Origin of the sequence: Rhizobium sp. BK008 (assembly GCF_014197345.1) — a bacterium.
GTDB lineage: Bacteria > Pseudomonadota > Alphaproteobacteria > Rhizobiales > Rhizobiaceae > Rhizobium > Rhizobium anhuiense.
Genome location: NZ_JACIFK010000005.1, coordinates 296354 through 309810, shown reverse-complemented (window position 1 = coordinate 309810; position 13457 = coordinate 296354). Strand labels below are relative to the sequence as shown.

Genomic DNA, 13457 nt, shown 5'->3' with positions numbered 1-13457 from the left:
CCGTGCCGATACCGTTTGACAGCGCGAAAGCGGAGCCCATATTCGCCAGCGTCCGCAAATGCTCGAGGAGAGGCTGCCCCGTGACGAATATTCAAGACATTTTCAAGAAGTCGAATGTTGCCGTCATCACCGGCGGCGCTTCCGGCATCGGCCTTGCCGCGGCGAAATATTTCGCCGCACGCGGCATGAGCGTCGCCATCGCCGATCTCGGCGGCGACCGGCTGGCCGCGGCCGCCGACGAACTCAAGGCCATTGCCGGCGAGGAAAATGTGATGGCGGTCGAGACCGACGTCGCCGTCAAGGAATCCCTGGAAGCGCTCGAACGCGCCGTGCTCCAGCGTTTCGGCCGTGTGCACGTGCTGATGAACAATGCCGGCATCGGCCCGGAAACCTCAATCTTCAGCCCGCAGGCGAACTGGGACCATATCTTCGCCGTCAACCTGATGGGCGTGATCAACGGTACGCGCACCTTCGGCCCGAAGATGCTGTCGCATGGCGAGCCCGGCCTCATCATCAACACCGGCTCCAAGCAGGGCATCACCACGCCGCCCGGCAACCCCGCCTACAATATCTCCAAGGCGGGTGTGAAGGTCTTCACCGAAGCCTTGCAGCATGAGCTTCGCAATACCGAAGGCGGAAAGATCTCCGCCCATCTTCTGATCCCCGGCTTCGTCTTCACCGGCCTCACCAAGGGCGACCGCGCGGAAAAACCGGCCGCCGCCTGGACACCAGAGCAGACGGTCGATTTCATGGTCGAAAGCCTCGAACGCGGTGATTTCTATATTCTCTGCCCCGACAATGACGTGGCGCGTCCGGTCGACGAACGCCGGATGGCCTGGGCCGCCGGCGACATCATCGAGAACCGTCCGCCGCTGTCGCGCTGGCACAAGGACTACGCCGACAAATTCAAAGCCTTCCTCGAACAGAAGTGATCGGCGCCATCATCAGGTTTGATTGGTAATTTTCCGAAAGCCGGGTAAGAGATCGTCAGGTCTTTCCCGGCTTTCAGAGAGTGCCATGGATTTCCTGCCCAGCCTACCGACCCTTCTCGCCTTTGCCGCCGCGACGCTGCTGCTCGCGGCGACCCCAGGCCCCGACATGACGCTGTCGATCAGCCGTGCGCTCGCCCAGGGCAAGAAGGCAGCCCTCTTCGTCGTCGTCGGCACCAGCCTCGGCATCGTCGTCCACACCATGCTGGTCGCTTTCGGCATTTCGGCGCTGATCACCGCCTCGCCGACCGCTTTCCTGATCCTGAAGACCGGCGGCGCCGCCTATCTGTTCTGGCTGGCGGTGCAGGCGATCCGCTTCGGCTCCAAGCTTACGGTCGCCAAGGTCGAGGAGCAGAAGGGCACGGCACTTTCCAACATCTCGTCGGGCTTCTGGGTCAATCTCCTGAACCCCAAGGTCATCATCTTCTTCATGACCTTCCTGCCGCAATTCGTCAGCGCCGGCGATCCGGCCGTCACGCACAAGCTGCTTTTCCTCGGGCTTTGCTTCATCCTGATCGGCATGCCGGTCAATGCCAGCGTGGTCTTTGCCGCCGACTGGCTGGCCTCATGGCTGCAGAGCAACAAGAAAGTGCTGCGTGGCATGGACTATACCTTCGCGGGCGTCTTCTCGATCTTCGCCGCGAAGATCCTGCTCACCCAGGCGAAATAATCAGCGGTCGGGTACCGAACCGCCGCTGTCGCCTCAGCCGATCAGCAGCGCATCGTCATCCAACGTCTGGCCGCGCATCTTGCGGAACATGGCGATCAGGTCCTCGACCTGCAGGTTCTTCCTGTTGTCGCCCGCGACATCGAGAACGATCTCGCCGCCATGCAGCATGATCGTGCGGTGGCCGTAATCCAGCGCCTGGCGCATGGAATGCGTCACCATCATCGTCGTCAGCTTGCGTTCGGCGACGATCTTCTGCGTGAGGTTCATCACGAACTCAGCCATGCCGGGGTCGAGTGCCGCCGTATGTTCGTCGAGCAGCAGCACTTCCGATCCCGCAAGCGTCGCCATGACGAGCGAAACGGCCTGCCGTTGGCCACCGGAGAGAAGATCCATGCGGTCCTTCAGCCGGTTCTCCAGCCCAAGATTGAGCTCGGCGATCCGTTCCTTGAAATAGTCGCGCCTGTTTCCGCCGAGCGCCGATGCCAGCCCGCGCTTCTCGCCGCGCCGGGCAGCCAGAGCAAGGTTCTCCTCGATCGACAATGCGCCGCAGCTTCCCGTCAGCGGATCCTGGAAGACACGCGCCACAAGGCCGGCGCGCGCCGCCGTCGACTTGCGCGTCACGTCGCTCTTGCCGATCAGCACCTGCCCTTCGCTCGGAATGACGTCGCCGGCGAGCACGCCGAGCAGCGTCGATTTGCCGGCGCCGTTCGAACCGATGACGGTGACGAAGGAGCCTTGCTCGATGGTCAGGCTGACGCCGTTCAGCGCCTGTTTCTGCAGCGGCGTGCCGCGTCCGAAAACGACTTTGATGTCCTTGACGCTGATCACGATGCGGTACCTCCGCGAAGACGGGGAAGGATGAGCGCCACGGTCACCAGCACGGCGGTCACGAAATTGAGGTCGGACGCCTGCAGACCGATGACGTCACTGGAAAGCGCCAGCTGGATCGCGATGCGATAGAGGATCGACCCGAGCACGCAGCCGATCAACGCGATCAACAGACCACGCCGCCCGAGCAGGGTCTCGCCGATGATGACCGCGGCAAGCCCGACGACGATCGTGCCGACGCCCGAGGTGACGTCGGCAAAGCCGTTCGTCTGGGCAAACAGCGCGCCGCCGAGCGCCACCAGCGCATTGGAGATCGCCATGCCGAGATAGATCTGTCGGCTGGTATCGACGCCCTGGGCGCGGGCCATCCGCGCATTGGCGCCGGTCGCCCGCATGGCAAGCCCGGCATCGCTTTCCAGGAAACGCCAGACCAGGATAAGAGCGACGACGACCAAAACCCCGACAAAGAGCGGCCGCACGTAGAAATCGCGAAGGCCATGGCCGAAGAACGGGCTGATCATCGTATCGGCATTGATGAGCGCGACATTGGGTTTGCCCATCACCCTCAGATTGACGGAAAACAGCGCGATCATCGTCAGGATCGAGGCCAGCAGGTTGAGGATCTTGAAGCGCACATTGAGCAGCGCCGTCACCATGCCCGCCGCGGCCCCGGCCGCCATGGCGATCAGCGCCGCAAGCCAGGCATTGACGCCGGCAATGATCAGCACGGCCGTGACCGCCGCGCCAAGCGGAAAGGAGCCATCGACCGTCAGGTCGGGAAAGTCGAGAACGCGAAAGGCGAGATAGACGCCGAGAGCGACGAAAGAATAGACCAGGCCGAGCTCGACGGCCCCCCAGAATGCGATTTGGCTCAAGGCTTTCAGCCCCTTTTGATTTCTGTTTCGCCCGTCGCGAAACCGCAGCTTTTAATACGAAGAGCCGCCCCCGTGCAAACAGGAGCGGCTGTATCCAACTAAACGTTGAAGGGACGGCCGATTATTCAATGACCTTGTTGGCGCGGGAAAGTACGCTCTCAGGCAGGGTGACGCCCATCTTCTGAGCCGCGGCCTTGTTGACGACGAGATCACTGCCGGCAGCCGTCTTGACGGCGATATCGCCAGGGTTTTCGCCCTTCAGCACGCGCACGACGATCTCGCCGGTCTGCTTGCCGACATCGTAATAGTTGAAGCCGAGAGCAGCGATCGAGCCGCGCGAAACCGAATCCGTATCGGCGGTGAAGAGCGGCAGCTTACTCTCTTCGGCCACCGCGACGGCGCCTTCTAGCGCGGAGATGATAGTGTTGTCGGTCGGAATATAGATCGCATCGGCGCGGCCGACGAGGGCGCGCGCCGCACCCTGAACCTCGGCCGACTTGGTGGCGGCTGATTCCACCACCTTCAGGCCGGCCTTTTCGGCCTCGGCCTGCAGGACGGCGAGCAGCGAAACGGAATTCGCCTCGCCGGAATTGTAGAGATAGCCGATGGTTTTCACATCAGGCAGGATTTCCTTGATCAGCGCCAGATGCTCGGCGACCGGCGACATGTCGGAAAGACCGGTGACATTGCCGCCGGGCTTGTCCATGTTCTTGACGAGTTGGGCGCCAAGCGGATCGGAGACAGCCGTGAAGACGACGGGAATGTCACGCGTCGAAGAGACGACCGCCTGGGCCGAGGGCGTCGAAATCGGAACGATGACATTGGGCTCGTCGCCGGCAAACTGGCGGGCGATCTGGGCTGCCGTCGCCGGATTGCCCTGCGCCGATTCGAACACGAATTTCAGGTTCTCGCCCTCTTTATAGCCCGCGGCCGTCAGCGCATCGAGAACGCCCTTGCGCGCTGCATCCAGCGCCGGATGTTCGACGATCGCCGTCACGGCGACGGTCACGTCATCAGCCTTTGCGGGCAGGGAAAGCGCCAAACTGGCGGCGAGAGCGAGCAGAACCGAACGCATGGGTATCCTCCTGAATGATTTTGGCGGCACTATTAGGAAAAGCGCATGCTTAAATCAATGCAGGAGAATTGTAGCGAGGATCAAACTTGCTGATCAGTCGTCGGCGCCGTGATTGGCGATCATCATCGCTTCGAAGGCTAGGCGTTCGGTCTTGCGCATGCGTTCGGATTCCGATTTCAGCTGGCCGCAGGCGGCAAGAATGTCGCGGCCGCGCGGCGTGCGGATCGGCGAAGCATAACCTGCCGAGTTGATGAAATCGGCGAATTTCTCGATCTGCTCCCAGTCCGAACACTGGTAATTGGTGCCGGGCCAGGGATTGAACGGGATGAGGTTGATCTTTGCCGGCACGCCCTTCAAGAGCTTGATCAGCCCCTTGGCGTCTTCCAGGCTATCGTTGACGTCCTTCAGCATCACATATTCGAAGGTGATGCGCCGTGCGTTCGAAAGACCGGGATAGGCCCGGCAGGCTTCGATCAGTTCCTTCAGCGGGTACTTCTTGTTGATCGGCACCAGAATGTCGCGCAGGTCGTCGCGCACCGCATGCAGCGAGATTGCCAGCATGACGCCAATTTCTTCGCCGGTGCGGAAGATCTCCGGCACGACGCCGGAGGTGGACAAGGTCACGCGGCGCCTGGACAGCGACAGGCCGTCGCCATCCGTGGCGATCAGCAATGCCTGCTTGACGGCATCGAAGTTATAGAGCGGCTCGCCCATGCCCATCATGACGATGTTGCTGACCTTGCGGCCCTCGGCAGGCATGATCGTACCCTGCGGCGCTTCACGATCCGGGAAGTCTCCAAGCCGGTCGCGGGCAAGCAGCAGCTGGGAAAGAATTTCCTCCGCCGTCAGGTTGCGCACCAGACGCTGCGTGCCGGTATGACAGAAGGAACAGGTGAGCGTGCAGCCGACCTGGCTGGAGATACAGAGCGTGCCGCGGCCCTCTTCCGGAATGTAGACGGCCTCGATCTCGACGGGACGTCCGGCGCCGCGGGCGGGAAAGCGCAGCAGCCATTTGCGCGTGCCGTCGTTGGAGACCTGCTCCTCGACGATCTCGGGACGTGCGATGGTGAAATGCTGCTTCAGCATCTCGCGCATGTCCTTGGCGACATTGGTCATATGGTCGAAATCGGAGACGCCGCGCACATAGATCCAGTTCCAGAGCTGCGAGACGCGCATCTTGATCTGCTTCTCGGCCACCCCTTTTTCCCGCAGTGCCGCCGCCATCTCTTCGCGCGACAGCCCGATCAAGGACGGCTTCTCGAGGCTGGCGGAGGTGCGCGCCTGCGGCTTGGTCACATCTATCGCATCCATGACGGACATAGGCATTCATCCCGAATTCGAACACGTAACCGCCCCGCAAGCCCTGCGAACTTCAGGGCAAAGCCGGAAGACTGGCGGGTGCATGACGGCACATTGGCAGAAATTGAATGGCGGAACGGCGACTGAAATCGCGATCTGTCCGCTGTTGCGCGGCCTTTAGCATCATTTTGCCCGCGCGTCACTATCAAGCATGTCGCGCAAAACTGTGCAGCGGTTTTGCGACGACGACATGCTGAAATCAAAGACCTAAAGCGCGGCAGGCAGATCTGAAAGATCGCCGCGCTTTGGATGGAAACGACGAAGGCCGGCGCAAGGCCGGCCCTGGAAGCTCTGCGAACAAAAAAGCGCTTATTTGCAGGTTTCGATCTGCTTCAGCGCAGCCGAGATACCCGAGAGCGAATAGCTGTAGGAGGTGCCGGTGCCCTTGCGCGAAACGGCATTCACCGTCATCGAATGACCCGTTTTCATCGCCGCGACGAGGGCTGGCTCCTGGGCAGCATTCTCGACCCAGCCGGCCTTGTCCTTGGTGAACATCACGAAGGTCTTGTTGTCGATGACCACGTTGATCTTTGAATTTTCCTTCACCGTATAGCCCATCATGGCCTGCGGCTCATAGGAGATGTTCTGGCCGGGGCGCTGCGAGACGATGAAGAAATTGTCACCGTGATCGACGCTTGCCGGCTGCTTTGCCGTCGGAACGGACAACACGTAGCACACGGTGCTCTTGCCCGACTTGTAGGAATAGGCGCCCCATGCCTGGAACTGCTGGATGCGGTTCGGCGCGGCCTGCTGCGCTTCCGCAACTCCGGCCATGGTCAGGGTGAGTGCGAGAGCGGATACGATACTTTTTACAAACATGGATTCCTGCCGGTTCTTGCGATTCAAGGCCCGAAGCGATCATAGCGGGCGCCGCATAATCACGATCTGCTTTATTTTGACTTAATTCAGGTTACCAAATGGTCAACAATAGCTGCGATTTGTATCTGCCTGTGTCATTTCAGCTCGAGTGTCAATTTTCGCACCTTTGACGGTATAGGCCGCGACATCGTGCCCCGATGGCACTGGCCGTCCGTTCGGGTGAATTTAAGACACAAAGATTCAGGCAAGAGTTTGACCTTTCCCAAATCCGTTGTACCTCATTAAGACTTGGAAATCCGGGACGAAATTATTGCCGCAGGGGGCTTGTGAGGAGACATGGATGCCGAGGAAAGACAGCGTTTCGCTGCCCTCGCCAAGGCCGTCGCGGATGATCGCGACCAGCAGGCCTTTTCCATCCTGTTCGACTATTTCGCACCCCGCCTGAAGGCCTGGCTGATGCGCCAGAAGATGACACCAGGCGAGGCCGAGGAACTGGTCCAGGAGATCATGATCGTGCTCTGGCACAAGGCGGATCTCTATGATGCCACGCGATCTTCGCTCTCAACCTGGCTTTTCCGCATTGCCCGCAACCGCCGCATCGACATGCAACGCCGCGCCAATACCCGCATCTTCGACGAGACCGACCCGGCCCTGCAGCCGCCCGCGGATATCGGCGCGGAGGAAATTATCGCCAATGACGATCGCGACGCCAGGATACGCGCCGCCGTCGGGCAGTTGCCGGAGGAACAGCGCGACATGCTGCGCGCCGCCTTCTTCCTCGGCCAATCGCATTCGGAGATCGCCGAATCAACCGGGCTGCCGCTCGGTACGGTGAAGTCGCGCATCCGGCTTGCCTTTGGCAAGCTCCGCAAGGTGCTGGAACGCGAAATCGCCTGACTCTTCAATTTAGAACGGGATTCAGATCGTCTTCATCGCTTCTTCCGGCCGGTCGGCAAGAACGCGGTCGGCCGCTTCGTAATGGCCCAGCCTTATATGGCCACGCACCATAGCGAAGGCGGCCGAAAGCACGGCGATGTCGTCGGAAAAGCCGATGACGGCGAAAACATCCGGGATCATGTCGATCGGCATGACAAAATAGGCGAGCGCCGCGAGCAGCACGCCGCGCACCTTCGTCGGCGTCTGCGGATCGAGCGCGCAATAGAAACCGGCAACCACATCGCGCGAGAACGGGATCTGCCGCACGGCCCGCCGGAAGGTCGGCCAGAATTTCTGCCTTACGGTCTTCTCGCGCCGGCTCTGGGTGTCCTCGTCGCCCGGCAACAGGATTTCCCCGAATTTAACCTCGTCCATCCCTGCATCCCTTTCATCCAAGCGAACATATGGTGATGGCGGACCGGCTTTCAATCGGCCCCGCTGTCAAACGATACGGCGCGCCGCAGCCTTCTCCATGGCTTTGGCGAGCTTGAAATCCAGCTCCGTCAGTCCGCCGGCATCATGTGTGTTCAGCGTCACCTCCACCCTAGAATAGACGTTGAACCATTCGGGATGATGATTGAGCTTCTCGGCCGCAAGTGCTGCCTCCGTCATGAACCCGAAAGCCTCGATGAAATTTGCGAACTTGTACGTCTTCGAGATCGAAGAACCCGCATCATTGAGCGCCCAGCCTGCAAGTCCGGCCAGTTGCGCCTCGGCCGCCGTCCGTTCCAGTCTTTCCATTTTCATGCCATGGTCCTCTTCTCTGTCCGACAGGTTTACCGATGAAACGCATCAGCATCCTCTTCGTTTGCATGGGCAATATATGCCGTTCTCCGCTCGCGGAAGGAATTTTTGGCCATCTCGTCGCCGAAGCGGGTTTGACCGGCGATTTTACCATCGATTCCGCCGGCACCGGCGGCTGGCATGAAGGCGAGCCACCCGACCGGCGTTCGATCGCCGCTGCGAAAAACCACGGCATCGACATATCGGGGCAACGCGCCCGCCGCATCCAATCGAGGGATTTCAGGGATTTCGATCTGATCCTCGCCATGGACCGCGACAATGTGGCGGCGCTCGAAAAAAGCGCGCCGCATGGGGCGAATATCCGCCTTTTCGGGGATGCCGCGCTCGGAACCGGAGAGGATATCCCCGATCCCTATTATGGCGGCCCGGGCGGCTTCGAGCTGGTCTACACCAGGCTCTTGGCCGGCTGCAGCAGCCTGCTCGATACGCTGGGCGTCGAACGGGCCTCATGCAGCGGGAACACTTCCTCGGTGAGGTAGGGCCCGCCGCCGACCGATTCGCGCGACGAAAGCAGCACGAAGCGCGGCGCGGTGAAAGTTGCGGTGTGGAAGTTGCCGCGTCCCGCCAGATATTGCACGACATCGTCGAGCCGCGAGGATTTGAGCCGCGCCAGCGTCACATGCGGCATGAACTTGCGGGGATCGGGCGGCAGGCCGATGCGCTGGCAGATGCGCTCGATCTCGCCCTGCAGGGCATACATTTCAGGCGATTGCGAAACGCCGGCCCAGACCGAATGCGGTTTCTTCGAGCCGAAGGAACCGATTCCTTCGAGCCGGAACTGGAATTCCGGCCGATCGATCCGGTCGAGGCGTTCAACGATTTCATCGGCCGTGCGGCCGTCGACATCACCGATGAAACGCAGGGTGATGTGGTAATTCTCCACATCGATCCATCGTGCTCCGGGGAGGCCACCGCGCAGCAATGAAAGGCTCATCGCCGCATTGCGCGGAATTTCGAGGGCGGTAAACAGTCTCGGCATCACGAGCACTCCCCGAATCTTTTGCAGGTGCTCACACGGAATCACGCAATCAACAACCGCGCAAGCCCCTATTTCTTCACAGAAGAAATCGTTTCGACGAAATTTGTGACAGCAGGCGCCATCTTTTCGACCATGACGTCGATGCCTTTCGCATTTGGATGCATGCCGTCTTCAAGCTTCAACCCGGGCTCCAGCGCGACGCCGTCGAGAAAGAAGGCATAGAGCGGAAGCCCATGTTTTTCCGAAAGTTTCTGATAGATCGGGTTGAATCGTGCGGCATAGTCCGCCCCCATGTTCGGCGGCGCCATCATGCCGGCGAGCAGCACGGCAATCCCGCGCTCCTTTAGCCGGATAATCATCTGATCGAGATTCTTCTCGCTCTCCTCGGGCGGGATGCCGCGCAGCGCATCATTGGCGCCGAGCTCCAGAATGACGCCGTCGGTGCCGTCGGGCACCGACCAGTCGATGCGCGCAAGGCCCGCTGCCGTCGTATCGCCGGAGACCCCGGCATTGGCGACGGTGACGTCGAGCCCCTTCGCCTTCAGGGCTGCCTGCAGCTTTTCCGGAAAGCCGTTGCCGGCCGGCAACTGATAGCCCGCCATCAAACTGTCCCCAAAACCGACCAGATTGATCGTCCGGGCACTGGCCGCAGCGGCAAAGATCAGCGAGACGGCAATGACGGTGAATTGAAGGGCGGCAACTTTAAATCTCATTCTGGCTTCCCTAGATTGGCGAAGTGCCGTTATGCGGCCATTCTGTTGGGGATTTATATAGGGCGATTTCTGTTGGCAAAAACCATTATCGAGTTGAAGAGCGCCGATCTGACCCTTGGCAGCGCAGCCGCCTCCGTCCACGTGCTGAAGGGCATCGATCTCGATGTCGCGGCCGGCGAATCCGTCGGCATCGTCGGCCCTTCCGGCTCCGGCAAATCCACCCTGCTGATGGTGCTTGCCGGGCTGGAGAAACTCGACAGCGGCGAGATCAATATCAACGACACGCCGCTCCATAGCCTCAGCGAGGATGAGGTCGCCGATTTCCGCGGCCGCAACATCGGCATCGTCTTCCAGTCCTTCCACCTGATCGCCAACATGACGGCGCTGGAAAACGTCGCCGTGCCGCTCGAGCTCGCCAATGTCCGCAACGCCTTCGAGATCGCCCATCGCGAGCTGAAATCGGTCGGCCTCGGTGAACGGCTGAACCACTATCCCGGCCAGCTTTCCGGCGGCGAGCAGCAGCGCGTGGCGATCGCCAGGGCGCTCGCCCCCTCGCCCGCCCTGCTGATCGCCGACGAACCCACAGGCAATCTCGACACCGAGACCGGCCGCCAGATCGCCGACCTTCTGTTCTCCAAGCAGACCGAACGCGGCATGACCCTGCTTCTCGTCACCCACGACGTCGCGCTGGCAAACCGCTGCTCACGCCAGATCCGCGTCCGCTCCGGCAGGATCGAGGGCGACAGCGCCGCCCGCCACAGCGAGGCGGCGATCGCATGAGAATGATCACGCCGCGCGTCTCGCTTGCTTTTCGCCTGGCGCTCCGCGAGTTGCGCGGCGGCATCCGCGGCTTCTACATTTTCCTTGCCTGCATCGCTCTCGGCACCGGCGCGATTGCCGCCGTCAATTCCGTCTCGCAGTCGATCACCGACACGATCGCCTCGCAGGGGCAGGAGCTGCTGGCCGGCGACGTCCGCTTCGAACTCAACAACCGCGAAGCCACGCCTCAGGAGTTGGGCTTCCTCGAAAGCCTCGGCACCGTTTCGGTTTCAACTGGCCTGCGCTCGATGGCCCGCAAGCCTGACGGCTCCGATCAGGCGCTGGTCGAGGTCAAGGCCGTCGACGACGGCTACCCGCTCTACGGCAGATTCGTGGCCGAACCGGACTATCCGCTTGCAGCGCTGCTTTCCGGCCAAGGCGGCACCTATGGTGCAGTGGCAGCGCCCCTGCTTCTCGATCGTCTCGGGCTTGCCGTCGGCGACGAATTGCTGCTCGGCAACGTCAAGCTCAGCATCACCGGCACGGTGAAAACCGAGCCGGATGCGCTGTCGGAAGGCTTCGGTTTCGCGCCGCGCCTGCTGGTCAGCCGCCAGGCGCTCCAGGCCTCCGGGCTGATCCAGACGGGAAGCCTTGTCGAACATGCCTACAAGATCCGGCTGGAAGACAAGGGCGCGATGTCGGGCATCCAGGCGCGCGCCTCCAAGGAATTCCCCTCCGCCGGCTGGGCGATCCGCACCAGCGATCGCGCAGCGCCCTCGCTCACCGAAAACATTACCCGCTTCTCGCAGTTCCTGACGCTGGTCGGTCTCACCGCGCTGATCGTCGGCGGCGTCGGCGTGGCCAATGCCGTGCGCGCCTTCCTCGATGCCAAGCGCACGACCATCGCCACCTTCAAATGTCTCGGCGCCCCGGCCCAGGTCGTCGTCCTGATCTATCTTTTCCAGATCGCCATTATCGCCCTCGGCGGCATCCTCATCGGCCTCGTCATCGGCGCGTTGTCGCCGATCTTCGCCGCGCAGTTCCTGGCGCAATTCCTGCCGGTCTCCACGACGCCGACCCTCTATCCCGGCGCCCTGCTGCTCGCCACGCTCTTCGGTATCCTGACGACGCTGGCCTTCGCCATCCTGCCGCTCGGCCATGCCCGCGAAGTGCCGGCGACCGCCCTCTTCCGCGAGCAGGGCTTCGAGGCCCGCCGCCTGCCCTCCTGGCCCTATATCCTACTTGCCACGCTCTTCATGGCCGCCCTTGCCGGCCTTGCCATCCTGACCGCCTATGACCGTTTCATCGCCGTCGTCTTCGTCGGTGCGATCGTCTTCGCCTTCGTCGTCCTGCGCCTCGTCGCAGCAGCGATCGCCTGGCTCGCGCGCCGCAGCCCGCGCGTCAATTCACCGGCCTTGCGGCTGGCGATCGGCAATATCCACCGCCCCGGCGCACTGACGCCCTCGGTCGTGCTGTCGCTTGGCCTCGGACTGGCATTGCTGGTGACGCTGACCCTGATCGACGGCAACCTGCGCCAGCAGCTGACCGGCCGCATGAACGAGGGCGCACCGAACTTTTTCTTCGTCGATATCCAGAGCGCCGAGGTCGGCGCATTCCGCGATCTCGTCCAGGCGCAGGCGCCTCAGGGAAAGCTCGTCGAAGTGCCGATGTTGCGCGGCCGGATCGTCGCCTTCAACGGCGAGGACGTCAGCAAACTGACCGTGCCGGCGGCCGGTCGCTGGGTGCTGAACGGCGATCGCGGCATCACCTATGCCGAGACCCTGCCGGAGAACGCCGCCCTCACCGAAGGCAGCTGGTGGGACAAGGATTACGGCGGCCAGCCGCTCGTTTCCTTCTCCTCGGAAGAGGCGCATGAGCTCGGCCTGAAGATCGGCGATACCGTCACCGTCAACGTGCTCGGCCGCAACATCACGGCGAAGATCGCCAATCTGCGCCGCGTCGAGTGGGAATCGCTGTCGATCAATTTCGTCATGGTCTTCTCGCCGAACACATTTCGCGGCGCTCCGCATGCCTGGCTGGCGACGCTGACCGATCCCTCGTCGACGCCCGCCGAAGATGCGGCAATCCTAAAATCCGTCACCAACACCTATCCGACGATCACCAGCGTGCGGGTCAAGGACGCGATCGATATCGTCAACCAGCTGGTCGCGCAGCTGGCGACCGCGATCCGCGCCGCCGCCTCTGTCGCCCTCATCGCCTCGATCCTCGTCCTTGCCGGGGCGCTTGCTGCCGGAAACCGGGCGCGCACCCACGACGCGGTGGTGCTGAAGACGCTCGGCGCCACGCGCGCCATGCTGATCCGCGCCTTCAGCTACGAATATCTGATCCTTGGGCTTGCGACCGCGATCTTCGCGCTGATCGCCGGCAGCGTCGCCGCCTGGTTCATCGTCGCCCGCATCATGCGTCTGCCGTCGACCTTTCTGCCCGACGTGGCGGGGCTGACGCTTGTGACCGCGCTCGTCCTGACCGTCGGCATCGGCCTGATCGGCACCTGGCGCATCCTTGGGCAAAAGGCGGCCCCCGTTTTGCGCGAGCTTTGACCGGGCAGCGGCACTCAAACCCTTCACCTTACGGCGATTTAACCGGCCGAGCCTTTGCAAGCCTCTTGTTTGCAATGGGCGAAAGCCTCA

The 13457-nt window shown here is 62.0% G+C and carries 15 protein-coding genes; 6 read left to right on the top strand and 9 right to left on the bottom strand.

What is annotated here, in order from left to right; translation table 11 throughout:
- The first annotated feature begins 80 nt into the window (after nucleotides 1-80).
- On the top strand, nucleotides 81-932 hold the full coding sequence (locus FHT69_RS21805) for an SDR family NAD(P)-dependent oxidoreductase (protein WP_127431306.1): 852 nt from the start codon (nucleotides 81-83) through the stop codon (nucleotides 930-932).
- Between the two features lie 85 nt (nucleotides 933-1017).
- A complete protein-coding gene (locus tag FHT69_RS21800; RefSeq protein WP_028756603.1) occupies nucleotides 1018-1659 on the top strand; it encodes a LysE family translocator in 642 nt (213 codons plus the stop codon).
- A gap of 33 nt (nucleotides 1660-1692) precedes the next feature.
- Here the strand turns inward: FHT69_RS21800 and FHT69_RS21795 are convergent, their stop codons facing one another.
- From FHT69_RS21795 to FHT69_RS21775, 5 genes are all read right to left on the bottom strand, one after another.
- Nucleotides 1693-2487 (bottom strand): ABC transporter ATP-binding protein, encoded by a 795-nt coding sequence (locus FHT69_RS21795; RefSeq protein ID WP_028756602.1) that lies wholly within the window; start codon nucleotides 2485-2487, stop codon nucleotides 1693-1695.
- Complete coding sequence (locus tag FHT69_RS21790; RefSeq protein WP_168333358.1) at nucleotides 2484-3362, bottom strand: ABC transporter permease; 879 nt, start codon at nucleotides 3360-3362, stop codon at nucleotides 2484-2486. The genes FHT69_RS21795 and FHT69_RS21790 overlap by 4 nt, the downstream gene beginning before the upstream one ends.
- Before the next feature lie 121 nt (nucleotides 3363-3483).
- Complete coding sequence (locus tag FHT69_RS21785; protein WP_028756600.1) at nucleotides 3484-4437, bottom strand: ABC transporter substrate-binding protein; 954 nt, start codon at nucleotides 4435-4437, stop codon at nucleotides 3484-3486.
- Between the two features lie 93 nt (nucleotides 4438-4530).
- Entirely contained in the window at nucleotides 4531-5757 is a 1227-nt protein-coding gene (gene rlmN, locus FHT69_RS21780) for a 23S rRNA (adenine(2503)-C(2))-methyltransferase RlmN (RefSeq protein WP_097543589.1), read from the bottom strand.
- A gap of 348 nt (nucleotides 5758-6105) precedes the next feature.
- The gene (locus tag FHT69_RS21775; RefSeq protein ID WP_028756598.1) at nucleotides 6106-6615 is read right to left on the bottom strand and encodes an invasion associated locus B family protein; all 510 of its coding nucleotides are present in this window, start codon (nucleotides 6613-6615) and stop codon (nucleotides 6106-6108) included.
- A 336-nt stretch (nucleotides 6616-6951) separates the two neighbouring features.
- On the opposite strand from FHT69_RS21775, the gene FHT69_RS21770 reads away from it, so the two are divergent.
- Nucleotides 6952-7512, top strand: a complete 561-nt coding sequence (locus tag FHT69_RS21770) for a sigma-70 family RNA polymerase sigma factor (RefSeq protein ID WP_028756597.1) — start codon at nucleotides 6952-6954, stop codon at nucleotides 7510-7512.
- 21 nt (nucleotides 7513-7533) lie between these two features.
- On the opposite strand, the gene FHT69_RS21765 is transcribed toward FHT69_RS21770, so the two are convergent.
- On the bottom strand, nucleotides 7534-7926 hold the full coding sequence (locus FHT69_RS21765; protein WP_168333359.1) for a YkvA family protein: 393 nt from the start codon (nucleotides 7924-7926) through the stop codon (nucleotides 7534-7536).
- A 66-nt stretch (nucleotides 7927-7992) separates the two neighbouring features.
- Nucleotides 7993-8298 carry a 4a-hydroxytetrahydrobiopterin dehydratase gene (locus FHT69_RS21760; protein ID WP_028756595.1) on the bottom strand — a complete coding sequence of 102 codons (306 nt, stop codon included), beginning with the start codon at nucleotides 8296-8298 and terminating at the stop codon, nucleotides 7993-7995.
- Nucleotides 8299-8333: 35 nt separating this feature from the next.
- Between FHT69_RS21760 and FHT69_RS21755 the strand changes: the two genes are divergently transcribed.
- Entirely contained in the window at nucleotides 8334-8834 is a 501-nt protein-coding gene (locus FHT69_RS21755; RefSeq protein WP_080759901.1) for a low molecular weight protein-tyrosine-phosphatase, read from the top strand.
- Here the strand turns inward: FHT69_RS21755 and thpR are convergent.
- Nucleotides 8741-9334, bottom strand: coding sequence for an RNA 2',3'-cyclic phosphodiesterase (gene thpR, locus FHT69_RS21750; protein ID WP_028756593.1), 594 nt, complete (start codon nucleotides 9332-9334; stop codon nucleotides 8741-8743). The two genes, FHT69_RS21755 and thpR, sit on opposite strands and share 94 nt — an antisense overlap.
- A 68-nt stretch (nucleotides 9335-9402) precedes the next feature.
- Nucleotides 9403-10047: an arylesterase gene (locus tag FHT69_RS21745; protein WP_168333360.1), complete on the bottom strand. Its 645-nt coding sequence runs from the start codon at nucleotides 10045-10047 to the stop codon at nucleotides 9403-9405.
- 72 nt (nucleotides 10048-10119) lie between these two features.
- On the opposite strand from FHT69_RS21745, the gene FHT69_RS21740 reads away from it, so the two are divergent.
- Together FHT69_RS21740 and FHT69_RS21735 are read left to right on the top strand one after the other, a co-directional pair.
- Complete coding sequence (locus FHT69_RS21740; protein ID WP_047615632.1) at nucleotides 10120-10827, top strand: ABC transporter ATP-binding protein; 708 nt, start codon at nucleotides 10120-10122, stop codon at nucleotides 10825-10827.
- Nucleotides 10824-13367, top strand: coding sequence for an ABC transporter permease (locus FHT69_RS21735; RefSeq protein WP_168333361.1), 2544 nt, complete (start codon nucleotides 10824-10826; stop codon nucleotides 13365-13367). The genes FHT69_RS21740 and FHT69_RS21735 overlap by 4 nt, the downstream gene beginning before the upstream one ends.
- Nucleotides 13368-13457 lie beyond the last annotated feature (90 nt).

Bases quoted from the DNA above. Each gene is read 5' to 3' on its own strand.
- FHT69_RS21800 (WP_028756603.1), top strand. From the start codon at position 1,018: ATGGATTTCCTGCCCAGCCTACCGACCCTTCTCGCCTTTGCCGCCGCG.
- FHT69_RS21785 (WP_028756600.1), bottom strand. From the start codon at position 4,437: ATGCGTTCGGTTCTGCTCGCTCTCGCCGCCAGTTTGGCGCTTTCCCTG.
- rlmN (WP_097543589.1), bottom strand. From the start codon at position 5,757: ATGTCCGTCATGGATGCGATAGATGTGACCAAGCCGCAGGCGCGCACC.
- FHT69_RS21775 (WP_028756598.1), bottom strand. From the start codon at position 6,615: ATGTTTGTAAAAAGTATCGTATCCGCTCTCGCACTCACCCTGACCATG.
- FHT69_RS21770 (WP_028756597.1), top strand. From the start codon at position 6,952: ATGGATGCCGAGGAAAGACAGCGTTTCGCTGCCCTCGCCAAGGCCGTC.
- FHT69_RS21765 (WP_168333359.1), bottom strand. From the start codon at position 7,926: ATGGACGAGGTTAAATTCGGGGAAATCCTGTTGCCGGGCGACGAGGAC.
- FHT69_RS21760 (WP_028756595.1), bottom strand. From the start codon at position 8,298: ATGAAAATGGAAAGACTGGAACGGACGGCGGCCGAGGCGCAACTGGCC.
- FHT69_RS21755 (WP_080759901.1), top strand. From the start codon at position 8,334: ATGAAACGCATCAGCATCCTCTTCGTTTGCATGGGCAATATATGCCGT.
- thpR (WP_028756593.1), bottom strand. From the start codon at position 9,334: ATGCCGAGACTGTTTACCGCCCTCGAAATTCCGCGCAATGCGGCGATG.
- FHT69_RS21745 (WP_168333360.1), bottom strand. From the start codon at position 10,047: ATGAGATTTAAAGTTGCCGCCCTTCAATTCACCGTCATTGCCGTCTCG.
- FHT69_RS21735 (WP_168333361.1), top strand. From the start codon at position 10,824: ATGAGAATGATCACGCCGCGCGTCTCGCTTGCTTTTCGCCTGGCGCTC.